26 protein-coding genes are annotated in these 19,250 nt (G+C 48.9%); 17 read left to right on the top strand and 9 right to left on the bottom strand.

Annotation, left to right across the window (positions count from 1 at the left end; translation table 11 throughout):
• Positions 1-51 precede the first annotated feature (51 nt).
• From ACI4OH_RS07085 to pepD, 5 genes are all read left to right on the top strand, one after another.
• Positions 52-633: a uracil-DNA glycosylase family protein gene (locus ACI4OH_RS07085; protein ID WP_439784491.1), complete on the top strand. Its 582-nt coding sequence runs from the start codon at positions 52-54 to the stop codon at positions 631-633.
• Between the two features lie 79 nt (positions 634-712).
• Positions 713-2,485: an EAL domain-containing protein gene (locus ACI4OH_RS07080; protein WP_439784490.1), complete on the top strand. Its 1,773-nt coding sequence runs from the start codon at positions 713-715 to the stop codon at positions 2,483-2,485.
• Positions 2,478-3,344, top strand: a complete 867-nt coding sequence (locus tag ACI4OH_RS07075) for a GGDEF domain-containing protein (RefSeq protein WP_435721340.1) — start codon at positions 2,478-2,480, stop codon at positions 3,342-3,344. Before ACI4OH_RS07080 ends, ACI4OH_RS07075 begins: the two co-directional genes overlap by 8 nt.
• Before the next feature lie 187 nt (positions 3,345-3,531).
• Complete coding sequence (locus ACI4OH_RS07070) at positions 3,532-4,074, top strand: cell division protein SepF (RefSeq protein ID WP_432648283.1); 543 nt, start codon at positions 3,532-3,534, stop codon at positions 4,072-4,074.
• A gap of 91 nt (positions 4,075-4,165) precedes the next feature.
• Positions 4,166-5,626, top strand: coding sequence for a beta-Ala-His dipeptidase (gene pepD, locus ACI4OH_RS07065; RefSeq protein WP_435721341.1), 1,461 nt, complete (start codon positions 4,166-4,168; stop codon positions 5,624-5,626).
• Positions 5,627-5,963: 337 nt separating this feature from the next.
• On the opposite strand, the gene ACI4OH_RS07060 is transcribed toward pepD, so the two are convergent.
• The 3 genes from ACI4OH_RS07060 to ACI4OH_RS07050 form a co-directional block, all read right to left on the bottom strand.
• On the bottom strand, positions 5,964-6,299 hold the full coding sequence (locus tag ACI4OH_RS07060) for a type II toxin-antitoxin system PemK/MazF family toxin (protein ID WP_439784489.1): 336 nt from the start codon (positions 6,297-6,299) through the stop codon (positions 5,964-5,966).
• The gene (locus ACI4OH_RS07055) at positions 6,296-6,547 is read right to left on the bottom strand and encodes an AbrB/MazE/SpoVT family DNA-binding domain-containing protein (protein ID WP_439784488.1); all 252 of its coding nucleotides are present in this window, start codon (positions 6,545-6,547) and stop codon (positions 6,296-6,298) included. The genes ACI4OH_RS07060 and ACI4OH_RS07055 overlap by 4 nt, the downstream gene beginning before the upstream one ends.
• Before the next feature lie 64 nt (positions 6,548-6,611).
• Positions 6,612-8,309: a recombinase family protein gene (locus ACI4OH_RS07050; protein ID WP_439784487.1), complete on the bottom strand. Its 1,698-nt coding sequence runs from the start codon at positions 8,307-8,309 to the stop codon at positions 6,612-6,614.
• Between the two features lie 334 nt (positions 8,310-8,643).
• Between ACI4OH_RS07050 and ACI4OH_RS07045 the strand changes: the two genes are divergently transcribed.
• From ACI4OH_RS07045 to ACI4OH_RS07030, 4 genes are all read left to right on the top strand, one after another.
• Positions 8,644-9,945, top strand: coding sequence for a hypothetical protein (locus ACI4OH_RS07045; RefSeq protein ID WP_439784486.1), 1,302 nt, complete (start codon positions 8,644-8,646; stop codon positions 9,943-9,945).
• 2 nt (positions 9,946-9,947) lie between these two features.
• The gene (locus ACI4OH_RS07040; protein WP_439784485.1) at positions 9,948-10,940 is read left to right on the top strand and encodes a hypothetical protein; all 993 of its coding nucleotides are present in this window, start codon (positions 9,948-9,950) and stop codon (positions 10,938-10,940) included.
• Positions 10,941-11,080: 140 nt separating this feature from the next.
• On the top strand, positions 11,081-11,377 hold the full coding sequence (locus ACI4OH_RS07035) for a type II toxin-antitoxin system RelE/ParE family toxin (protein WP_439784484.1): 297 nt from the start codon (positions 11,081-11,083) through the stop codon (positions 11,375-11,377).
• Between the two features lie 21 nt (positions 11,378-11,398).
• A complete protein-coding gene (locus tag ACI4OH_RS07030; RefSeq protein ID WP_439784483.1) occupies positions 11,399-12,454 on the top strand; it encodes a helix-turn-helix domain-containing protein in 1,056 nt (351 codons plus the stop codon).
• Between the two features lie 86 nt (positions 12,455-12,540).
• On the opposite strand, the gene ACI4OH_RS07025 is transcribed toward ACI4OH_RS07030, so the two are convergent.
• The gene (locus ACI4OH_RS07025) at positions 12,541-13,842 is read right to left on the bottom strand and encodes an exodeoxyribonuclease VII large subunit (protein WP_439784482.1); all 1,302 of its coding nucleotides are present in this window, start codon (positions 13,840-13,842) and stop codon (positions 12,541-12,543) included.
• A gap of 82 nt (positions 13,843-13,924) precedes the next feature.
• Entirely contained in the window at positions 13,925-14,299 is a 375-nt protein-coding gene (locus ACI4OH_RS07020; RefSeq protein ID WP_439784481.1) for a helix-turn-helix domain-containing protein, read from the bottom strand.
• A 141-nt stretch (positions 14,300-14,440) separates the two neighbouring features.
• On the opposite strand from ACI4OH_RS07020, the gene ACI4OH_RS07015 reads away from it, so the two are divergent.
• The gene (locus ACI4OH_RS07015) at positions 14,441-14,668 is read left to right on the top strand and encodes a helix-turn-helix transcriptional regulator (RefSeq protein WP_439784480.1); all 228 of its coding nucleotides are present in this window, start codon (positions 14,441-14,443) and stop codon (positions 14,666-14,668) included.
• A gap of 39 nt (positions 14,669-14,707) precedes the next feature.
• Here the strand turns inward: ACI4OH_RS07015 and ACI4OH_RS07010 are convergent, their stop codons facing one another.
• The 3 genes from ACI4OH_RS07010 to ACI4OH_RS07000 form a co-directional block, all read right to left on the bottom strand.
• The gene (locus ACI4OH_RS07010; RefSeq protein ID WP_303105388.1) at positions 14,708-14,980 is read right to left on the bottom strand and encodes a helix-turn-helix domain-containing protein; all 273 of its coding nucleotides are present in this window, start codon (positions 14,978-14,980) and stop codon (positions 14,708-14,710) included.
• Positions 14,967-15,332: a type II toxin-antitoxin system RelE/ParE family toxin gene (locus ACI4OH_RS07005; RefSeq protein WP_439784479.1), complete on the bottom strand. Its 366-nt coding sequence runs from the start codon at positions 15,330-15,332 to the stop codon at positions 14,967-14,969. The genes ACI4OH_RS07010 and ACI4OH_RS07005 overlap by 14 nt, the downstream gene beginning before the upstream one ends.
• Positions 15,333-15,522: 190 nt before the next feature.
• Complete coding sequence (locus ACI4OH_RS07000; RefSeq protein ID WP_439784478.1) at positions 15,523-15,747, bottom strand: helix-turn-helix domain-containing protein; 225 nt, start codon at positions 15,745-15,747, stop codon at positions 15,523-15,525.
• Between the two features lie 107 nt (positions 15,748-15,854).
• On the opposite strand from ACI4OH_RS07000, the gene ACI4OH_RS06995 reads away from it, so the two are divergent.
• Both ACI4OH_RS06995 and ACI4OH_RS06990 read left to right on the top strand, forming a co-directional pair.
• Positions 15,855-16,058: a helix-turn-helix transcriptional regulator gene (locus tag ACI4OH_RS06995; RefSeq protein WP_302359275.1), complete on the top strand. Its 204-nt coding sequence runs from the start codon at positions 15,855-15,857 to the stop codon at positions 16,056-16,058.
• Between the two features lie 83 nt (positions 16,059-16,141).
• The gene (locus ACI4OH_RS06990; RefSeq protein WP_439784477.1) at positions 16,142-16,360 is read left to right on the top strand and encodes a hypothetical protein; all 219 of its coding nucleotides are present in this window, start codon (positions 16,142-16,144) and stop codon (positions 16,358-16,360) included.
• Between the two features lie 54 nt (positions 16,361-16,414).
• On the opposite strand, the gene ACI4OH_RS06985 is transcribed toward ACI4OH_RS06990, so the two are convergent.
• Positions 16,415-16,633, bottom strand: coding sequence for a helix-turn-helix domain-containing protein (locus tag ACI4OH_RS06985; protein ID WP_439784476.1), 219 nt, complete (start codon positions 16,631-16,633; stop codon positions 16,415-16,417).
• 106 nt (positions 16,634-16,739) lie between these two features.
• Between ACI4OH_RS06985 and ACI4OH_RS06980 the strand changes: the two genes are divergently transcribed.
• From ACI4OH_RS06980 to ACI4OH_RS06960, 5 genes are all read left to right on the top strand, one after another.
• Positions 16,740-16,946: a helix-turn-helix transcriptional regulator gene (locus tag ACI4OH_RS06980; RefSeq protein ID WP_302359281.1), complete on the top strand. Its 207-nt coding sequence runs from the start codon at positions 16,740-16,742 to the stop codon at positions 16,944-16,946.
• A 77-nt stretch (positions 16,947-17,023) separates the two neighbouring features.
• Positions 17,024-17,413, top strand: coding sequence for a hypothetical protein (locus tag ACI4OH_RS06975; protein ID WP_439784475.1), 390 nt, complete (start codon positions 17,024-17,026; stop codon positions 17,411-17,413).
• 155 nt (positions 17,414-17,568) lie between these two features.
• Positions 17,569-17,937 carry a hypothetical protein gene (locus tag ACI4OH_RS06970; RefSeq protein ID WP_439784474.1) on the top strand — a complete coding sequence of 123 codons (369 nt, stop codon included), beginning with the start codon at positions 17,569-17,571 and terminating at the stop codon, positions 17,935-17,937.
• A gap of 17 nt (positions 17,938-17,954) precedes the next feature.
• A complete protein-coding gene (locus tag ACI4OH_RS06965; protein ID WP_303165174.1) occupies positions 17,955-18,119 on the top strand; it encodes a hypothetical protein in 165 nt (54 codons plus the stop codon).
• Between the two features lie 9 nt (positions 18,120-18,128).
• Positions 18,129-19,241, top strand: coding sequence for a ParA family protein (locus ACI4OH_RS06960; protein ID WP_439784473.1), 1,113 nt, complete (start codon positions 18,129-18,131; stop codon positions 19,239-19,241).
• Positions 19,242-19,250 lie beyond the last annotated feature (9 nt).

The following is a 19,250-nucleotide window of genomic DNA, read 5'->3' as shown; positions in this document are numbered from 1 at the left end:
CACGTTGAGACAGTAGTATTGATGTCAAAATCCTAATGAAGGAGTATACAGGTGGATAAGTTAGAAGAGTTTGTACAAAAATTAAAAGAGGATGAACGGAACCGGTCATATACAGAGCGCGGTATTTTACCAGTATTCCAAAGCAGCCCGTCAGCGCGGATTTTGATTATCGGTCAGGCACCGGGTAAAAAAGTTGAGGAGACAGGGATTCCGTTTAACGATAAATCCGGAGAACGTTTGATGGAGTGGCTGGGGATTAGTCGGGATACGTTTTATTCCGAGGATATCGCCATTATGCCAATGGATTTTTATTATCCGGGAAAAGCGAAGACAGGTGATCTGCCGCCGCGTGCCTTTATTGCGAAAGAATACCACAAAGCACTGCGCAGCATGATGCCGAACATTCAGTTGACTGTTTTGATTGGCGGCTATGCTGTTCGTTATTATCTCAAAGGGAAAGAGAAGAAGAATCTTACGGAAACGGTAAAAGCGTTCCATGACTATCTGCCCCAATATTTCCCCATTGTGCATCCGAGTCCTTTAAACAATATTTGGCTGAGGAAGAATCCGTGGTTTGAAGAAGATGTTGTGCCGGAGCTGCAAAAGAGAGTGCGGAACATACTTGAAAAATAGAAGCGCAAGTTGAATGGAAAATACTATAGGCGGGAGTACGTTCACGCATGAATGCCATAGGCAAAGAGGGGATATCAGTATGAATCGGTTTCGTTTACCCGATATGTTGAAAGAGGCGGTCAAGGTTTCGCCGGTACCGTTTGCTATATATGAATTTGCCGAGCAGAAGGTCAAGACGGTAGCCCTTTCCAAGGGATTTCTCGACCTTTTTTGTCTCAAATCGTATGAAGAGGCCGTGCAGCTGCTGGACCGCGATATGTACCGCGACGCCCATCCCGACGATGTCGCGCGCATCTCGGACCTCGCTTACGATTTCGTGGCGAATGGGGAAGAGTACAGTGCTGTCTACCGCAATAAGACCAGCGAGCAAAAAGATTATCATATCATTCATGCGGACGGCAGGCGCATCCATCTGCAGGGCAAGGATAATCTCTTCGTTGTCTGGTATATGGACGAGACGCAGGATATGGCCGGCGACAAGTCCCGCGTGGAAAAGATGATGCATTCGTACATCACGGAGAATATCAAAATCGGCGTCATGGCGCGGCAGAACCGCTACGACGATTTGACGGGCCTGCCGAATATGACGTACTTTCTGCAGCTCGCCGAAGAGGGGAAAAAGCAGTATTACCTCGAGAACAAAGAGCCCGTCATCCTCTACATGGACTTCAGCAATATGAAGATTTTCAACGACCGCCACGGCTTTACGGCCGGTGATACACTCCTGCGGGAGTTTGGCAAGCTGCTGCGCAGGACGTTTGGCACGGAGCAGGCGGGGCGTTTTTCGGGCGACCATTTTGCGGCGTTTACCGACAGTTTTATGCTGAAGGCACAGCTCGATACCCTCTTTGACGAACTGAAGAAGGTCAACCATGGCAATGTGCTGCCGCTGCGCGTCGGCATCTATGCGGACTCTTTTGAAAGCGTCCCGACGGCGACGGCCTGCGACCGCGCGAAGATTGCCTGCGACTCCGAGCGCGGCTCGTTCCGCATGCATCACGTCTATTACAACAGTGAGCTGCACGAGCAGACGGCCCAAAAGGAGTACGTCTTCAACCACTTCAGGGAAGCCCTGCACAATGACTGGATTCAGGCGTATTTCCAGCCAATCGTCGACTCGGAGACCGGTGAAATCACGGACGAGGAGGCCCTCGCGCGCTGGATTTCGCCGACGAGGGGCATGATCCCGCCGAATCAGTTTATCCCCGTGCTCGAGGATGCGGGCCTTCTTTTCAAGCTCGACCTCTATATGATTAAGTTCATCATCAAGGCGATGAAGGCGAAACGGGAGGCAGGCATCAAGCTCGTGCCGGTCTCTCTGAATCTGTCGCTGAACGATTTCCGGTCTTGCCAGATGCGGGAGAAAATCGAGACGTGTCTCAAAGAGGCCGGCATCGACAAAAAATACATTACAATCGAGATCACGGAGCGGGCGCTTGGGCAGGACCCCGAGCTTCTTAGAAGCGTCATTGATGATTTTCACAAGGCGGGCTTTACGGTCTGGCTCGATGATTTTGGCAGCGAGTATTCTTCCCTGAACATCGTTGACGAGTACCCCTTTGAGCTCTTCAAGCTCGATATGAAATTCATTCGCCGTCTCGGCCAGAATAAAATCAGCCGCTACGTCATCGAATGCGTCATTGAACTGACGAAGAAAATCGGCATCGAGACGGTCGCCGAGGGCGTCGAGACCGAGGAGCAAGCCGAATTTCTGCGGCAGTGCGGCTGCACGAAGCAGCAGGGCTATCTTTACAGCAAGCCCCTGCCGCTCGCGGATTTGCTTGCTCTTTATCAAAACAAGATGAACTATAGGTCTGCTCAGAAAGAGGAAGAGGAATGTGTTCATGACTAAACGAGAAGAGGCAGATAAGGGCCTGACGCGGCTGGGGCTCGTGAGGCGCATCAAGGAGCTCCGGACGGTTTTTGACGTCGTCCGCGTCGTGGATCCCATGACGAACCGTGCCTTTCAATGCAGCCTCATGGGCGAATTGACGCCGGAACAGGATTACTGCTACTGCCTTTGGAAGAAGAATGCGCGCTGCTGCAACTGCATCTCCATGAAGGCTCTGACGACGCAGAAGAAGGCTTCGAAATTCGAGTTTATTGACGATGAGGCGTATCTCGTCGTGTCGGACTATCTGCAGATTGAGGGAAAGTCCTACGTGCTCGAGAATATCCTGCACTTAAGCAGCGATACGCTCGTCGGGGCCTACGGCAAGAACGAATTCGTCAAACGCATCACGCGCTACAACGAGCAGATGTTCAACGACTCGCTGACACAGGTCAAGAACCGCCGCTATTACGACGAGCAGGTGGCGGGCATGCCGGTGCAGGCCGTCGCGATGATCGATGTCGACCGCTTCAAGACAATCAATGACACGTGGCTGCACAAGGCCGGCGATAAGGCGCTCTGGTCGGTCGCACGCGCCATCTACTCGTGCATCCGCAAGACCGATATCCTGCTGCGCTACGGCGGCGACGAATTCCTGCTGGCGTTCGAGGAAATCCCGCGGGACGTCTTTGCAAGGAAACTCGACGAAATCTGCGAGGCCGTAAGAGAGCTGACAGTACCCGACTATCCGCAGCTTCACCTGTCAATCAGTATCGGCGGCACCTACGGCCAAGGACGCCTGCAGGATATGCTCGAGAAGGCCGACAAAGCCCTTTACGAAGCAAAAAAACAGCGCGGCTGCGTCATCATCCGTGCATGATGTCGAAGTCAGCCCAGAATGTTTGCTGCCTGCAAAATGTGATGGGCGTGCCGATGGACATAGGAGCTTCTGGCTTTACATCTTTTGCAGGATGTGGTATCATGTTGATAGTTAAATTCAGTTTTTTACATATGTTTGTATATAATGAACTGTTTTGATATGAATTCAGGTGGAAGGACGAGATGTTATGAGCGGTGTAGATAAGATCAAGGGCAAGTTCCAGGGTCTGCTTGATGTGCTGATGCCTTGGGAAGACGTAGAAGTAGAAGAGAATGAAGCTGCTGTGGACCAGAAAAAAGTCCAGCAGACGACTGCAAAGAAAGCAGCAGCTGCTTCTGCGACGGAAGAGTACAAGGTTTCGGGCGGCAGCTCTATCTATGTACAGCGCCCAGAGTCGGAATATGATTCTTCTTACCGCGCCAAGGCGAAGGCATCGCGTCCCCAGCTGACGGTTCATACGACGAGAGTGCCGGAGCTTCGCGTACAGATTTATGTACCGGAGAATTTTGACCAGGTCACGGATATTGCGGATAACCTCAAGGGCGGCAAAGCTGTTGTAGTCAACTACGAGCGTGTTGCCGCAGAGGACCAGCGCCGTATCTGCGATTTTGTCAACGGTGCCTGCTATATTGTCAATGGCTGTGCCAAACGCATCTCAGAGCAGATTGTGCTCTATGCGCCGGAAGGTGTCGATGTAGCTGAGGCTATGCCAGAAGCACTCAAGGATTAATGATTAATATCGGTCCGGTTTAGCCATGGATTCATGCCAGCCTGCCTCGTGAGGCAGGCTGTTTTATGTTGTGTGAAAAGGGGCATTGCAGATGAAACAGAATGATGCAGAAAAAGATACCATACTCGAAGGCGTGCTCGCGGAGTTTGCCAAACTCGCGGCCATTCCGCGCAAATCCGGTCATGAAAAGGCCGTCAGCGACTTTTTGAAGGATTATTTGACGGGGCTTGGCTTTACGGTCACGCAGGATGAGGCCAACAACATCATCGCGGACAAGAAGGCGTCGGCCGGCTTCGAGCAGGCTCCGCTCACCATCCTGCAGGGCCATATGGATATGGTCTGCGTAGCTGAGGAAGGCTATGCTTACGACCCACTCAAAGACCCCATCAAGCTTGTGCGCACGGATGAATTCCTTTCGGCCGAGGGCACGAGCCTTGGCGCGGATGACGGCATCGGCGTGGCAGAGGCCATCTATATCATGAAGACGGCCAAGGACCACGGTCCGCTGCGCCTGATTGTCACGACCGATGAGGAACAGAGCATGACGGGTGCCATCCGCCTTTCGGCTGACCATCTCAAGGATGCGTCGTTCCTCATCAACTGTGACAGTGAGAATTATGATGAACTGACGGTCGGCAGCGCCGGCAGTGTGGACCTTGATTTCACGCGTGAGCTCAAACGCGTGGACCCGGAAACGTCGGCTGCCTGGCAGATTGAGGTCAAAGGTCTGCGCGGCGGCCATTCGGGCGAACGCATCGGTGATGGCCGCGGCAATGCCATCCGCACGCTTGCCATGATTTTGACGGAGCTTGCCAAGAAGGGCGAGATTGAGCTTGCTTCCCTGACGGGCGGCAAGGCGCGCAATGCCATTCCAAATGATGCCAAAGCCGTATTTGTCACGGACATTGCCAAGGAAGATATTGAGACTGTCATCAAGGACCAGCAAGAACGCTTTATGCAGATGTACGGCAATGTCGAGCCGCAGATTCTCGTGCCGCTGACGAGCATCGAAGCCCCGCAGAACGTGCTCAAGGCTGGTGACACGCAGCGTCTTCTGCGCCTGCTGACCATCCTGCATACGGGTGTTTACTCGATGTCTTCGGTCATTCCGGGGCTCGTTGAGACGAGTGCGAACCTCGGTGTCGTCAATATGAGCGAGGATGAGGTAGAAATCCAGTTCTTCCCGCGTTCGGCCATTGACCAGAAGCTCGACGAATTCCGCCAGTACGCTGAGACTGTTGCAGCACTTACGGGCTTCACGGCTCATATCGGCACACAGTCCCCAGGCTGGAAGGAAAACAAGGACAGCCGTCTCGCTAAGATTGTCGCCGAGACATTTGCTGAGCAGAACGGCAAACCCATGAAGGTCGAGACCATCCATGCAGGCCTTGAGTGCGGCTGGCATTTCCGCAAGAATCCAAAGCTCGATATGGTTTCCATCGGTGTGACGACAAAGGACATTCACAGTCCGAATGAACACCTCGTGCTCGCCACGGTCAAACCACAGGTTGACCTCATCATCGAAACGCTGCATAAGATTGCCAAACTTTGATTTTGATATAGAAGCCGGAAGAATGGAGCTGCTGAAGTGCGGCTCCATTTTTGCTTTGCTTTGCGAGGAACTGCCGGAGACTGGCATGCAGGAAGTCATGGACAAGGAAAAGGATTTTTGCTAAAATAAAGTCTTGATTACGAATTCGCAAATAGAAATATGCAGGAAAAAGGACGGAGCGATTTTATGAAAATGATAGATGGCAAGTTGCATAAATTTGCTTATCTTTTGGTCTATGGCTGTCAGATGAATGCTGATTCTACGATGTAACCGCCGTATCTGCCATCCCAACTGTACTCTAAAAGGCCCTCAGGCAATGCCTGAGGGCCTTTGTTGTTCATTCTCCTAGAATAGCATTTACGATAAACAAGGCTTTGTCAAATAGCTCTTGTGGGCATCGTTCAAGAAACTTCCAATTCCTGGCTCGATAATCCAGCGACTTGACTTGTTCGCAGAGAATATCACCATGTGTATTTGTTTGTGTATCCAAGGATACGTGCAGCGGAATGTCTCGATGTGTAGATGTTATGGGACACACCATGGCCAACCCTGTCAATTTGTTGAAAGCGTCATTAGATATCACAAGAGCCGGACGCTTCTTCTTGATTTCATGACCGCTTTGAGGATCAAAATCAAGAAGGATGATATCCCTCGCATGAGGATATCGATTCATCGAATCACCTCATTTCCAACAGCTGGCCCAGTTTCGGCTTCGCAGCATTTCCAATCTCCCTTATAGTCACCAAAGAGTTCCATAAAGCGAGCCGCTTTTGTCTTTGGTACGTGGCGTAGGATGATAGATTTGTCTGCTTTGACTATAACTTCCAGCTTATCGGACGACGAAAGATTGGCTTCTTCCATCAATTTTCGAGAAAGACGGATGCCATGCCCATTTCCCCATTTAGAAATCGTTGCTAACATTGCTATCACCTCCGTATATACATAGTATATACGAATGTAGGGGTGATTGCAAGTATGTTGTGAATCATTCACGGTACAAGAAGCGATGTACGACACCGTTCTTGAACTCGATGGATAGGATGCGTCTCTGGTAGAAGACAATCTTTGTCACGATAGCGCATAGGAATTGGTGGATGGTGGATGCGTTGACATGAAGGGCGAAGTCCATCCATTGGATCGGCTCGTCTGAAAGGAGTTCTTGCTTGATGATGAAATTGCTGGATGCTTCCAGGAAGGCAATGTCATCCTCGCTGCTGCTATTGGGTTTGATGACCTGAATCTTCTGGTCAATGTCCTGGATAGCCTGCATGATCTCTTGCCTGTTTTGCAGGTACTCTTTCTCGGACAACCCAATCTCTGCGTAGAGGTATGCCTTGTTCAGCCGCTCCAAGGCGCGCTCATGAGCCTGACGCTTCTTCTCCAGCTCCTTGACCTGGTTTCCAGCGATTACATCAGGATCATCATAGCGCAGTGGATCATCCTCTTGATAGGCCACATTGCTGTTCTTGCAGAACACCGCGTAGATTTTTTGGAGGGATGCCTTTTCCATGCCGGAAACATCTCGGAAGCAATCGCCTTTCAGCAACTCGGCTTCCATTTCTTCTGGTGTTGTGGCTTCATCCATGTGCTGCTGGATGCGGATCATGTTCTTGAGGTAGGTAAAGACGAACGTGCCGATCATCATATCGCTCATGGCCAGGTTGTTGTCGCAGAGCGTCTTGCTGACGCGCCAGTGGGTGTTGCATTCATAGTATGAGGGGCGTACTCCGTTTTGCCTGGGCTTATCCAGCCGTGCGCCTCCCGTGCCGCCGCAGAGACAGGTCAGGAGGCCGCTGAACGCATGGTCGTGCTTCTTCCGGATCCGCGTGACGCTATGCGACTTCAAGATCTCGTTGACATGCTCCCACTGTTCTTCTGAGATGATATTCGGATGGTTGTGTTCAATGACAATCCATTCACTTTCTTTCTTGATGCAGCCCCGCGCCTTGTGACGGTAATTATAGCGGAGCGTGCCTTTGTAGAACGGGTTCGTCAGCACCTGCCGGACACTGGCCGTCGTCCAGAGGCCGTTGCGCTTGCCACGGATGCCGTGATCGTTCAGGTACTGCGTCAACTTATTGCAGCTATAGCCCTTCTCATACATATCGAACATCATCTGGACAATCTTGACCTCCTGCGGATTCTCCACGGGGTAGTCCGCCTTCTCCGACCAGTCATAGCCGAGTGGGATATTGGCACCATTCCATTTTCCCTTCTTTGCGCGATCTACCATGATGGCCGATACCCGCTCCGAAGTCATATGCCGCTCCAGCTCCGCGAAGACCAGAATGATCTTTAGCATGGCTTCACCCATGGCCGAACTCGTGTCAAACTGTTCATTGCGCGAGATGAATGTGACATCCAGCTTCTTCAATTCATCGTACATCGCAGCGAAGTCGAGAAGATTGCGGCTGATCCGGTCGATCTTGTCGACAATGAGGTGGGTGAACTCATGCTGCCGGATCCGCGCCATCATCTCTTGATAAGCGGGTCTATCGGTGTTCTTTCCGGAAAAGCCCGCGTCTTCAAAAATCTCATAATCTGAGATGTGCAAGGCATATTCTGCGTAGCGCGTCAGCTCCTCGCGCTGATGGGGCAGGCTCTCTTTATCAATCTGGTACATCGTACTGACGCGGATATATAGAGCAGCCTTTCGCTGCCCTTCTTCTTGATGGAGGTTCATTCTCATCACACTTCCTTTATAGAAGTGGCTTTGCTGAAAGAAAAGATGAGAAATAAAAAACGCTTCGTTACCGAAGCGCGTATAAGGAACCACGAATCACGGAAAAGACGTTCCGAAGAACGTCTCAACACTTCCGAAGACAGTATTCGAGATACGCCGCTTTCCGGCTTATCGTGGCTTTGCTTATCTTTATTATACAATATGTTGGATGCGTAATCAATATGATACCATATATTGTGGTGTGTGAAATAAAATGATGCTCGAAAAAAGACTGCCCTTGGTAAGATAGAACCATGAAGTTCATCATTGGATTATCAGAAAGGGGCAATGCCTTATGCCAGATACAAAAAAGCGTAATGAGGCAGAAGAGCAGGATATGCAGGATGCAAACGCCTACTATGACGACAGCTACATGAATAGCCTAGTGGCTGATGCGGAAGAACTGATGCCGTCGGAGGAGTTCGAAGAAATCGATGAACCTGTGCGACAGATGCAGGAGTCTGTCCAGAACTTCCAGGAAGCAGAAAAGCTGGAAGGGCCGCAGCCGGAGACGTGGAAGGCATTTCAGCCGCAGCACCAGCAGATCATCGAGAACATGGAGAAGATGAATGCCAGCTACCAGCAGCAGGAACCGGCAGATGTCAAACAGGAAGCACGGCAGCGCACCGCAGCATCCATCCAGCAGGCAGACAGCTTCTTTAAGGATGCTTATCAGAAACTCATGGAGCGAGACCGCACCATGCAGCAGGAAATGGCTGCCATGCGGGAGCAGCTGGAGATGATGCAGCGAATCATGGTCAACTTCTCTCCGGATGCCATGATGAAATGCATGATGGCTGGTGCTGACTATCTGCGTGAGGCAGAGGGAGCCAGGAAGTCTGCTCAAAAAGAGCCGACACAGGAACACCGCAGCTTCTATCAGGCCGCACGTCAGTCTGTTCATAACGTGTATCAGAACATCAAAGAGGCTCCGCATCGCGCATGTGAAGCGTTCAGGCAGAAAGCATACGCAGAGGCAGACAAGGGCCTGAGGCGTATTGCCGGAGTCTTTGATAAAGGTATTGCGGCCCTTACCGAACGCAGGAATGCCATTCTGAATCTCTCGCCGCTGGCCAAGCAGAAAGCGGAGGCCAAGCAGGCAGAGGCCAGTAATCAGCCAGAAGAAGCTCCCCAAAAGCAGGAGAATCAGGAAAAGCAGGAAGTGAAGGAACCGGCTAAAGAGAGTCCTGTGAAGCAGGAGGCTGCCAATGCCATATCGGTTCAGCAGCTCCTGAATCCGGAAACGAGCGAGCGCGCTGTCCAGGCATTAGCGGATTCTGCCATGGCAGCAGGATATAATGCAGAGGCCGTAGGCAAGGCGTTTACGGACTTGAAAATCGCAGCCATCAGCTCGCCGCTCCCGGAGAAACAGCCCGACGACCAGCAGCCCAACAAGAACCTGGACATGCCTATTACAGCAGCCGTGCTGATGGATCGTGATCCTGTGTCCAAAGCAGGCTTGTTCCAGTTCCTCGGCAGCCAGGGCGTGACGAAGGAAGCCGTCGTGCAGCAGTGTACGGCCTGGAAGAATCAGGCCGACAAGTATCTACAGGATAAAGGGCTTGTCGCAGCAAAGGAAGAGAGCAAGGAGAGGTAAGGATGAATCTACAGCAGGCGTTCATCAAGGTCAAGAGCATAAAGCAAGAGAATTTTCTCCTGGACGGAACGTACAGCGAAAACCGATATTGGGGTTGGAAAGCCTTCAACGAGGACTGCAACGCCATCCAGAGTGCCTTGGACAATCATCTGGCGGACTTCGGCCCGAGTCAAGAGGCTCCGGCCTTTTATGAAACTATCACGGCGGATAACTTATCGCGTGATATTCTTCAGCAAATGCCGCCGCGTCTCGACGAAGATACCATTTCAGAGGGCGCAGCCTACATGAGCGACGAGGACTTCCCGGAAGCCTACGGCATGATTTTCTATAGCATGGAAGATAGTGGTAGGACGGACGCAGAAGGCATTGAGGATGAGGCTTTGAAGATTGCCGTGCATCAGATCACGCCGTCTGATCTCAATCAGTTGGCTGATCTTGCGAATCTGAATGCCGATGAAGCAGAAGCCGTGATTGATGAGCAGAACATCATCGACAATACGGAATTCTTCATCGACCAGGCCATCTCTTATGGCGTAGAGCAGTATGGCAGTATCCAAGCTGCTGATGTCTATCTGGATTTGATTGAAAAGAAGCCAGATCTGGCCCTGCCGACCGGATCTCATGCATCCTACAATATCTGGCGCATCAACCAGCTGGAGCAGATGGCGAAGCTCTTTGCCGGAATGAGAAAGACCGAGTACCTACAGCGATTACAGAACGTGAAGAACACCATCCGGAAAGCAGGGGACAAGGATTCCATCATCAAGAGCGTTCCTGCCGACGTAGTGCGTGCCATCGACCATTGCCGGAAGGATGTTTTCCGGGAAATGATTGCCCATCGGCTTGTGCGCGAGATCCATACGCTCTTCAGCAGCCGTCAGTCTGCCCAGGTCGGAGCAATCCTATCGGACATCAAGATCGCGGCCCTGCTGAAAGCACAAGAAGAGACAGGCCGTTCTACGCCTGAGCAAGAAGAGCCAACCCATAGTCGTTGATATACAAGAGAGAGGATGTCCATCTTGGACATCCTCTTATCTATTCATGTATATTAACCTGTTAGGTAAATAATTCCCTTGAATATCCTATAGATGTATGGTATGATTGAATTAACCTAATAGGTAAATGAGGTGAAGCGTTGGAGATTGAATATAAAAACAAAGCCATAGACAAGGTGTGTACCAATGCTGATGCCGCACGTAAAGAGTATGGAGAAGAGATGGCGAGGAAGATTCAATTGCGAATTGATCAAATTACTGCAACGTCAACAGTGGAAGAACTAATACGCTATCATATTGGGCGATGTCATCCTCTTCATGGTGATCGTAATGGGCAATATGCTATGGATTTAGTGCATCCATATCGTTTGGTCTTTGTTAAGCATGGAATAGATATTCAAATTGCTGAAATACAAGAAATAGTGGATTATCATTAATCTTGATAGGGAGTGATGGTCATGTTGGAGAGCAAGAGTTATATTGCAACACCTCCTGGAGCTACAATAAAAGAACAGCTTGATGATCGTGGCATGACCCAAAAGGAATTTGCTAGCCGTATGGGTCTTTCTGAAAAGCACGTCAGTAAACTTATGAATGGAGATGTGCATTTAACTCCAGAGATGGCGGAGCGGTTAGAATTAGTTCTTGGCTTGCCTGCACGTTTTTGGAATAATTTAGAAGCGATTTATCAGGAAAAGCTTGTAAAAGCAAAGAAAGAGCTAGATGCTGATGAGGAGGAGCAGTTAGCTTCTAAATATCCTTATAATAAAATAGCTAAATGGGGGATGGTTCCACCAACAAGAAAAAACAGTGAACGAGTGACAAATTTATGTAAATTTTTTGAAGTGAGTAATCTGCATTTTGTACAAAATAAAGATCTTATGCCAGTTGCGTGCAGACGCTTATCTAATACAGAAAAAAGTACGTATTCTATGCTGACTCTGGCTCAATATGCAAAAATTAAATCACGTGAAATTGAAGTAGCTCCATTTCAGGCTGAAAGGCTGAAACATAAGCTAAAAGAAATTCGTTCACTTACGACACATAGAGTATTGGATTTTGAAACAAACTTGTCAGAAATATTGCGTTCTTGTGGCATAGCATTAGTGTTTTTGCCTAAACTGGAAGGATCGTTTTTACACGGAATATCATTCTATGATAACAATACCAAGAAAATTGTGATTGGGATATCCTTGAGAGGAAAGTATGCAGATCGCTTTTGGTTTAGTTTATTTCATGAGTTAGCGCATGTGATTTTAGGGCATATTTATCTGCCAAAAGGTACTTCACGTGAAGATGAACATGCTGCTGATTCAATGGCGGCAGAAATACTTATTCCTCACAAAGAATTGTTGCATTTTATTCAGCAATGTAATTTTTCGATTTTCTCTATCAACGAATTTGCAAAGAACATTGGAGTAAACGCAGGAATTGTGATAGGCCGTCTCCAGAATGATAAATATCTATCTCCAAGTCAGCTTAATCAGTATAAAGTAAAATTTGAAGAATGTTGAATAGAAAGTTGTGGCCTGATTAGCCACAAAATGAAACGCCCCACGGGTATCAACCGTGGGGCGTTTCATTTTGCAGTACGTGAGACTCATCCTAGATTGAAGAGTCGGCTGATGAAGCTCCGATGCTTGAGTTCATCGATTTTTTGCTGGAGCAGCTGGTTCTCTTGCTGTACAAACTGCAATTCTGTCATCAGTACATCGTTCTCAGCAAGCAGATCGTCTTTCGTAGCATTGGCCTTTATGCGACGATATTCCATTTTTGCCTGATAGCGATCGCGCTGGCGGTTGTACTGGAGGCAGTACTGGCGGTTGATGAAATCGGCTGCACCGGTCGGTGTTTGGCCATTGTAGCGGGCTGCCTGTTTGCATAACAAATCATCTGAATTATGTCCGATGCCAGTAACTACGGGGATAGGACTCTCATAAATGGCCTTTACCAGCTGCGGATTGGAGTAACAGGCCAGGGATTCTGGAGAACCGCCGCCACGGACGATGGCAATGACCTGACAAGTTTTAGCTGCATTCAGCCGATCCAACGCAGATATGATTTCCTCGATATCTGACATCTTGACATACTCTATGTGAAGGTGCTGGGGATCTCGCAGGTTCTTATTTAGCCGTTTAATGAAGTCGCTGGCCCCTTGGATGGGGCTATTTTCAGAGCCGCCAGTGATCAGACCGACATCTGTGATATTGTCGATGGTAAATTTCCATTGCTCCTGCAACGAGCGGCGGTAGGGCGTACACACTTTTTTATATTCTTCCTGCTCTTTTTGACGCGAGCATATACCCAGTCTTTCGATTGAATACGCATTCAATTTTATATTGGCATGGAAAGAATTGAAGCAAGCCTTGCCAGATACCTTAACCCGCATATTGTTCCAGAGACTGAGCGTGTTTTCTTTTCCCAGAAGTTTAACTGGCAAGAATAAGTCTATCGTTTGTTTATCGTTATGATGATCGAGCATGGTAAACAGGAATGAGCCGTCTTTGCATGTATACCCATTGATGATGTCGCCGATGACTGTATAGACCGTAGAATCGTCATGCTGTTGGTCGGCAATCTTCTGGATGAAGGCATCAAATGAGTCCGCTGAAGATCCTGCCGGAGTTGTAGCCTGGTAGACAACAGGCTTTTCTTGTACGAGTTGAGGAGCTGTTGCAGAAGCCGATTCTCGCAGCAATTTATTGAGCAGATTTTTCCAATGCTGCACATCGTCTTCAGGGAATCCCGCCAGCTTCTTCTGGATTTCGGCATTGTCTATTTTCTCCAGGTCAATATTCCAACGCCATTCGCCATTAAAGTTCCTAGCCTTGACGAAGCTCAGATTGCTGACCGCACGACGGAAGTCTTCTGATCCAAATTGTCGAATTCTTTCCTTCACCATGTGATTCATCCTCTCTTTTCAGCACCTTAGCTGCCACCCTACTGCGGAGGCAGCTTTTTTGTTTTCTTGACGATGTGCAAGATCACGCGCCCTCTTGTTCTTTGCGGTCTTGCTGTTCCTGTATATAGAGATAATTGACAAAATCACGCAGGGCAGATTGTCTTGTCGGATTCAACTGACGGTAGCGGTGGATCAATTGCTTTTCCGCTAAAAGAAGGCGCGGCTCTGTCTCTGTACTTGTGGAGTGAGATTTGTCTTCCTTTTTGACGGGGACATGATTCAACAATTCGTCTACTGTAATTTTATAATAGTCCGCCAGCTTCATCAATGTGGCAATGTCAGGTTCTCGTTTTCCCTGTTCATACAAGCTGTAAGCTTGTGGTGACTTATTGATGACCAAAGCTACTTCTTTTTGAGATAGATTGTGCTTTTCACGCAATATTTTCAACATTATCATTTTCTCCACCCCCATAGAATCATTATATCAACAAAAAGTTGAAACAACGAAGTTTTTCAACAAAATGTGTTGACATCAACATAATGTTGAGATAAGATAAAAGTAAACATAATGTTGAATATCAACAAGGAGTTGAATATTATGCGTAAATGGTTGAAAGATATACGTCTGGCGAAGGGCTTGTCTCAGCTGGACGTGTCTAAAGCAGCCCAGATTACCTTTCAGTATTACAGTTACATCGAAAACGGTGAACGCCGTCCTTCGCCGCAGGTGGCGAAACGTATCGCTGTGGCTTTAAGCTTCCCCGATACATGGTATCGACTGCTGGAAGACAGTAATCAAGAGGAGGAGTGTGAAAAGCACGCATAAGAAAAGCCCCGCCGGAGCGGGGCAGATGCCTGTTTGAATTTAGCAAAAACTGATTTTCAATTTTCGGCCCATACCATTTGCCAGTCGTTGAAGCGTACGGAGAGAAGGATTTGCATTGCCATGTTCCAGCTTACTGATATCAGCTTGTGCAATGCCGGTACGGGACGCCAGCTCTTTTTGAGTAAGGCCACTTTCTTTACGAGCATCAATGATTGCCTGGATGATTGAGAACTCGGGTTCCAGTGCATCATATTCTGCTTTTACTTCAGGATCGCGCATCTGTTCCTGGAAGAAGTTGTCATAGCTGCTCATTTTCATCCAACCTTTCAAAAAAATCTTGCTGATAAGAGATGGCACGTTCGATTTCTGCAACGGGGGTTTTGTTTGTCTTTTTGATAAAGCCATGTGTCAAGATAACACGTTGACCAACGACGAAGAAATACAATACACGCGAGATGTCAGACCCGACTTTGGCGCGGAGTTCCATGATACCATTGCGTAATGGCTTTGAATATGGTTCACGTAGCTCATTTCCATTTTGAGCCAACAGATCAATGGTACGGAGCATTTTGGCACGCATTTTAGGTGGCAACGAGAGGAGAAAGTCTTTTGCAGGTTCGTCCCCATTTTTCATGGTATAAAAATCTATTTGAAACACGGGCATGAAACATATCCTTTCTGAGGGAACTGTTCTTCTATTACTATTATATGGTATATATCCCATATTTGCAACTAAAATCCCTACTGAAGGGGGAACGAAAGGGAGTGATACGTCCCTCAATGTCCATGATGGACATTGAGAGCAGGCATAAGAAAAGCCCCGCCAGAGCGGGGCAGATGCCTGTCAGGATGGGTTAGCGGTTGACCTTGGGGTTGTCGGTACGGCCAACGAGGTAGTCGATGGAGACATCGAAGTAGTCGGCCAGGGCGAGCAACGTTGACGCATTGGGTTCACGTTCCCCGTATTCGTATCTTTGATACGTACGGAGAGGAACATGAATACCATCTGCTATTGCTTTTTGCATCAAATTGCGATTCATTTTCAACTCGTTGAGTCGTTCACTTAACAAGGTTGGCATTGCAATAGATCCTTTCAAAATCTTATTGACATGCCCAAATGGTCATGATAGTATAATAGTGAAACATGTCCAAATGGTCATGTTAGAAAACAAAGGAGGGAAGTGATTTGAATAAGGTATTGAAATTTGAGCGTGAGAAAAAGGGACTCACGCAATGGGATGTAGCCAAGCGTGCAGGCATATCAATTCGTAGTTATCAACGCTATGAAGCAGGTAATCGTGTTCCAGACGTTTACCAAGGACAACTGATTGCCAAAGCACTTGGAACTACAGTAGAAGAGTTGTGGGGCATCATCCCCACGGCTCCATGACAGGCATACCTTCATTATAACACGGAGGTCATGATAGAAGCGATGTCCATCATGGACATCGGGGCAGAGAGGAGCATCAGTAAATGAATGGACAGCAAAGTGTTCTTGAACTGCTTCATCAAGCAACTCATATGGCGAAGTATGATGATCTGGCGCGACAAGATACGGTAGCTGGGATTCGTTACGTCATGGAAGACATGCTTGCGATGAAGGATTGCGTCAACGCTCGTGATATTGAGCGTTGGTGTAAAGCCCTTGAATCTGTACTGAAAAATATATCTGATGTCCATGATGGACATTGAGAGCAGGCATAAGAAAAGCCCCGCCGGAGCGGGGCAGATGCCTGTCAGGATGGGTTAGCGGTTGACCTTGGGGTTGTCGGTGCGGCACATAAGGTAGTCAACTGATACATCAAAGTAATTTGCGATTTGAAGTAGGACTTCGTAGGTTGGCATACGTTCTCCTTTTTCATATCGGAAATATGACATTCGTGCCATACCTAGTATTGATGATAATTCTTGCTTGGATAACCGATGCTGTTCTCGTAGTGACTGTAATCGTTCAGCAAATGTCATGGCTACTTTCCTCACTTTCAAAAAAGTAGTTGACGTAACCGCACGGTTACTGTATACTAATAAATGTAGTAACCGAATGGTTACAGTAAAGAAATGAGGTGGTGAGATGGAAGCAAATAATCTGCGAAAAACAAGAGAAGCTCTGGGTAAGAGCAAAACCGAGATAGCGAAAGAAACAGGTATTGCAAGATTGAGTTACTTTCGCTATGAAACAGGCGAACGAAAGCCAGATGTATGGACGGCAATCCGTATAGCTAAAGCTTTGGATTCGACTGTAGAAGAGCTGTGGAGCGGCAACTTCACAGCTTTATGACAGGCATGTCTCTATTATAGCACATGAGACTGTGATATAGCCGATGTCCATGATGGACATCGAGTGAGGATTCAGAAATGAAAAAGAACACAACAATCAAAAAGGAACCAGTGGAATGCCCTTTGTCGCCGGGGCGCAGCTGCCTCCATTGTCCGTCTGGTGATGGCTGCGGCTTCAATGGCCGGATCTCGGCAGAGGAACGCGAAATGACCCGGTGCGGGATGTATTCGCCGCCAGCACCGGAATGGGAAGATCCCTTATCCGATGAGGGCGAAAAGAAGAAGGCAAAGCACATCCCCGCCAATGAGGGCTACACCTTCGGGGTGAAATGCCGCAAGATGGCCAAGGACAAACTAGAGAAAGCACTCAAAAAACGGTATGGCAGCCGCTTGCAGCCCATTGCCGCGCCGCTCAGTCGCCGACAGTTCTGCAAGCCGCCAGCGGATTACAGCTATCATGCATACTGAGCTGGCAGCATCACGAAAGGGGGAATGCGCAGAGAAACTTGCCTGACAATCAAATGACGTTGTTTCAACGTGGCTTTGCTGAAAGAAAAGATGAGGTTGATTCTATGTTTTTTGGAGCAATTGAATCGATCTGCTGCCGTGGGCAGTGGGTCTTCGTGGGAGATCTCGTATCCCACCGGAAAGTGGCTGTCATCCAGGAGAACCTCCTGGAAAAAGGCGGCAAGTCCTACAGGGACTATGTGCTGAACGGGCCGGACGGAATCATCGCGAAATTCGAGAACTTTGCCGTCAAGGAGTTTATAGAAGATGGCATCCTGGCCCGCATCAAGGTCAACGGGCATACCTACAGCCTAGGAGAAATCGTGAATGGCAGACTGGTCACACAGATAGCCACCCATCAAGAGGCTTCGCCTTACGCCAGAATTCCGCAGTTCGTCCTGATGGATGCGCAGATGAATCCCATCCCGTATCACATGAAGGGCCGGGCCGTGGAAGTCTGGTACCAGCCGTTTGAACCATTTTGAGAGAGGAGTGCATAGGTATGGAGAAGAACGAAGTCAAGATTGCGCGCCAGAAGGATTATATGGCTGCGAAGTTTGGCATCCGCAGCCTGCGCGAGCTGAAGCAGGCCACACGCAAGCTCCAGCTCAATATCGGCTGCTTTGTCACGCCGGTCGCTTCGACGCCAGCTAAAGTCACAAAGTAAGGAGCGCGCATGAACGATCAGTCGAAGGAATCCGTGCGACGCGCCGGATGGATCCCGAAAGAAGAATTTGAGGAGCTGCAACGGCATTGCAAGAATCTGGAAGCCGTACTGGAGATCAATAACATCTCTCATGTCGGCGAATACGTCGAGCAGTTCGTTGCGTCAGGCCGAACCCTGCTTCGCAAAATCAGCACTGAACTCAAGGCAATCGAGTATGACCCGGTTGCGGATGAGCATATCCATCGTCTGATTACGTATCTGGATCACTTGAAAGACCAGCTGGAGCAGCTGGATGAAACCGGTGAGACGATTCACCGTCTCAGTCACATACATTTTACGGAGGCGTTTTTTATGAAAACGATCAGCTTTATTAATCTCAAAGGCGGCGTCGGCAAGACGACCATCTCAACCAACTTCGCGTATGCCCTGGCAGAATCCTGCGGCCTGCGTATCCTCTTCATCGACAACGACAAGCAGGGGAATGCGACTGACTGGCTTGGCGGGGCTGAGGATGCAGGCAGCATCACCAATCTCATGATGGGGGATGCGACGGTACAGGAAGTCATCCAGAGAACGCGGTATCCCGGCATCGACCTGATCGGTGCAGATATGGGCCTTATCGATGCCAATGCGTACCTCATCAAGAATGAGAACATCGACCAGGCGAACATCTTGAAGAAAGCCTTGCAGCCGATTCTCAAGAATTATGACCTTTGCATCATCGATAATCCGCCTGACATCAACATGAGCGTTTTTAACAGCTTGAACATCTCCGATGATGTGGTCATCGTCACCTCGCCGGACTGGGATAGCAAGCTGGGCGTCTATCAGATGATCCGTCAGTTGGAGCTTGCCAGCAAGTTCAATCCGAATCTTCATCTGCGCGGCATCCTGGTCAACAACTTCTTGTCTGACAAGGCCGTTTATGACCTGCTGAAGGAGTTCAAGGACAAGGGCCTGCCCATTTTCCAGACGAAGATCCATTACGCAACGAAGAACGCGAAGAAGCACATGACCCTGGCACGCTGCAATCGTCGCAGCCTGTTTGAAGAATACCCGAACTGCCTGGTCGCGCGCGACATTTGGAAGTTCATGAAAGAATTCATGGGAATCCAGGCATAAGGAGGCAGA

It is taken from the genome of Mitsuokella apri (assembly GCF_051886055.1).
Classification (GTDB): Bacteria; Bacillota; Negativicutes; order Selenomonadales; family Selenomonadaceae; genus Mitsuokella.
This window is presented reverse-complemented; position numbering and strand designations above follow the sequence as displayed.

Excerpts from the sequence above, each read along its gene's own strand:
- ACI4OH_RS07075 (WP_435721340.1), top strand. The coding sequence starts at position 2,478 with ATGACTAAACGAGAAGAGGCAGATAAGGGCCTGACGCGGCTGGGGCTC.
- ACI4OH_RS06985 (WP_439784476.1), bottom strand. The coding sequence starts at position 16,633 with ATGACATTTGCTGAACGATTACAGTCACTACGAGAACAGCATCGGTTA.
- ACI4OH_RS07020 (WP_439784481.1), bottom strand. The coding sequence starts at position 14,299 with ATGATAATGTTGAAAATATTGCGTGAAAAGCACAATCTATCTCAAAAA.
- ACI4OH_RS07080 (WP_439784490.1), top strand. The coding sequence starts at position 713 with ATGAATCGGTTTCGTTTACCCGATATGTTGAAAGAGGCGGTCAAGGTT.
- ACI4OH_RS07060 (WP_439784489.1), bottom strand. The coding sequence starts at position 6,299 with ATGAATCGATATCCTCATGCGAGGGATATCATCCTTCTTGATTTTGAT.
- ACI4OH_RS07030 (WP_439784483.1), top strand. The coding sequence starts at position 11,399 with ATGTTGGAGAGCAAGAGTTATATTGCAACACCTCCTGGAGCTACAATA.
- ACI4OH_RS07040 (WP_439784485.1), top strand. The coding sequence starts at position 9,948 with ATGAATCTACAGCAGGCGTTCATCAAGGTCAAGAGCATAAAGCAAGAG.
- ACI4OH_RS07050 (WP_439784487.1), bottom strand. The coding sequence starts at position 8,309 with ATGAACCTCCATCAAGAAGAAGGGCAGCGAAAGGCTGCTCTATATATC.
- ACI4OH_RS07025 (WP_439784482.1), bottom strand. The coding sequence starts at position 13,842 with ATGGTGAAGGAAAGAATTCGACAATTTGGATCAGAAGACTTCCGTCGT.
- ACI4OH_RS06960 (WP_439784473.1), top strand. The coding sequence starts at position 18,129 with ATGAACGATCAGTCGAAGGAATCCGTGCGACGCGCCGGATGGATCCCG.
- ACI4OH_RS07055 (WP_439784488.1), bottom strand. The coding sequence starts at position 6,547 with ATGTTAGCAACGATTTCTAAATGGGGAAATGGGCATGGCATCCGTCTT.
- ACI4OH_RS07070 (WP_432648283.1), top strand. The coding sequence starts at position 3,532 with ATGAGCGGTGTAGATAAGATCAAGGGCAAGTTCCAGGGTCTGCTTGAT.
- ACI4OH_RS07000 (WP_439784478.1), bottom strand. The coding sequence starts at position 15,747 with ATGCCAACCTTGTTAAGTGAACGACTCAACGAGTTGAAAATGAATCGC.
- ACI4OH_RS06980 (WP_302359281.1), top strand. The coding sequence starts at position 16,740 with ATGGAAGCAAATAATCTGCGAAAAACAAGAGAAGCTCTGGGTAAGAGC.
- ACI4OH_RS07045 (WP_439784486.1), top strand. The coding sequence starts at position 8,644 with ATGCCAGATACAAAAAAGCGTAATGAGGCAGAAGAGCAGGATATGCAG.
- pepD (WP_435721341.1), top strand. The coding sequence starts at position 4,166 with ATGAAACAGAATGATGCAGAAAAAGATACCATACTCGAAGGCGTGCTC.
- ACI4OH_RS07005 (WP_439784479.1), bottom strand. The coding sequence starts at position 15,332 with ATGCCCGTGTTTCAAATAGATTTTTATACCATGAAAAATGGGGACGAA.
- ACI4OH_RS07015 (WP_439784480.1), top strand. The coding sequence starts at position 14,441 with ATGCGTAAATGGTTGAAAGATATACGTCTGGCGAAGGGCTTGTCTCAG.
- ACI4OH_RS06975 (WP_439784475.1), top strand. The coding sequence starts at position 17,024 with ATGAAAAAGAACACAACAATCAAAAAGGAACCAGTGGAATGCCCTTTG.
- ACI4OH_RS07010 (WP_303105388.1), bottom strand. The coding sequence starts at position 14,980 with ATGAGCAGCTATGACAACTTCTTCCAGGAACAGATGCGCGATCCTGAA.
- ACI4OH_RS06965 (WP_303165174.1), top strand. The coding sequence starts at position 17,955 with ATGGAGAAGAACGAAGTCAAGATTGCGCGCCAGAAGGATTATATGGCT.
- ACI4OH_RS06990 (WP_439784477.1), top strand. The coding sequence starts at position 16,142 with ATGAATGGACAGCAAAGTGTTCTTGAACTGCTTCATCAAGCAACTCAT.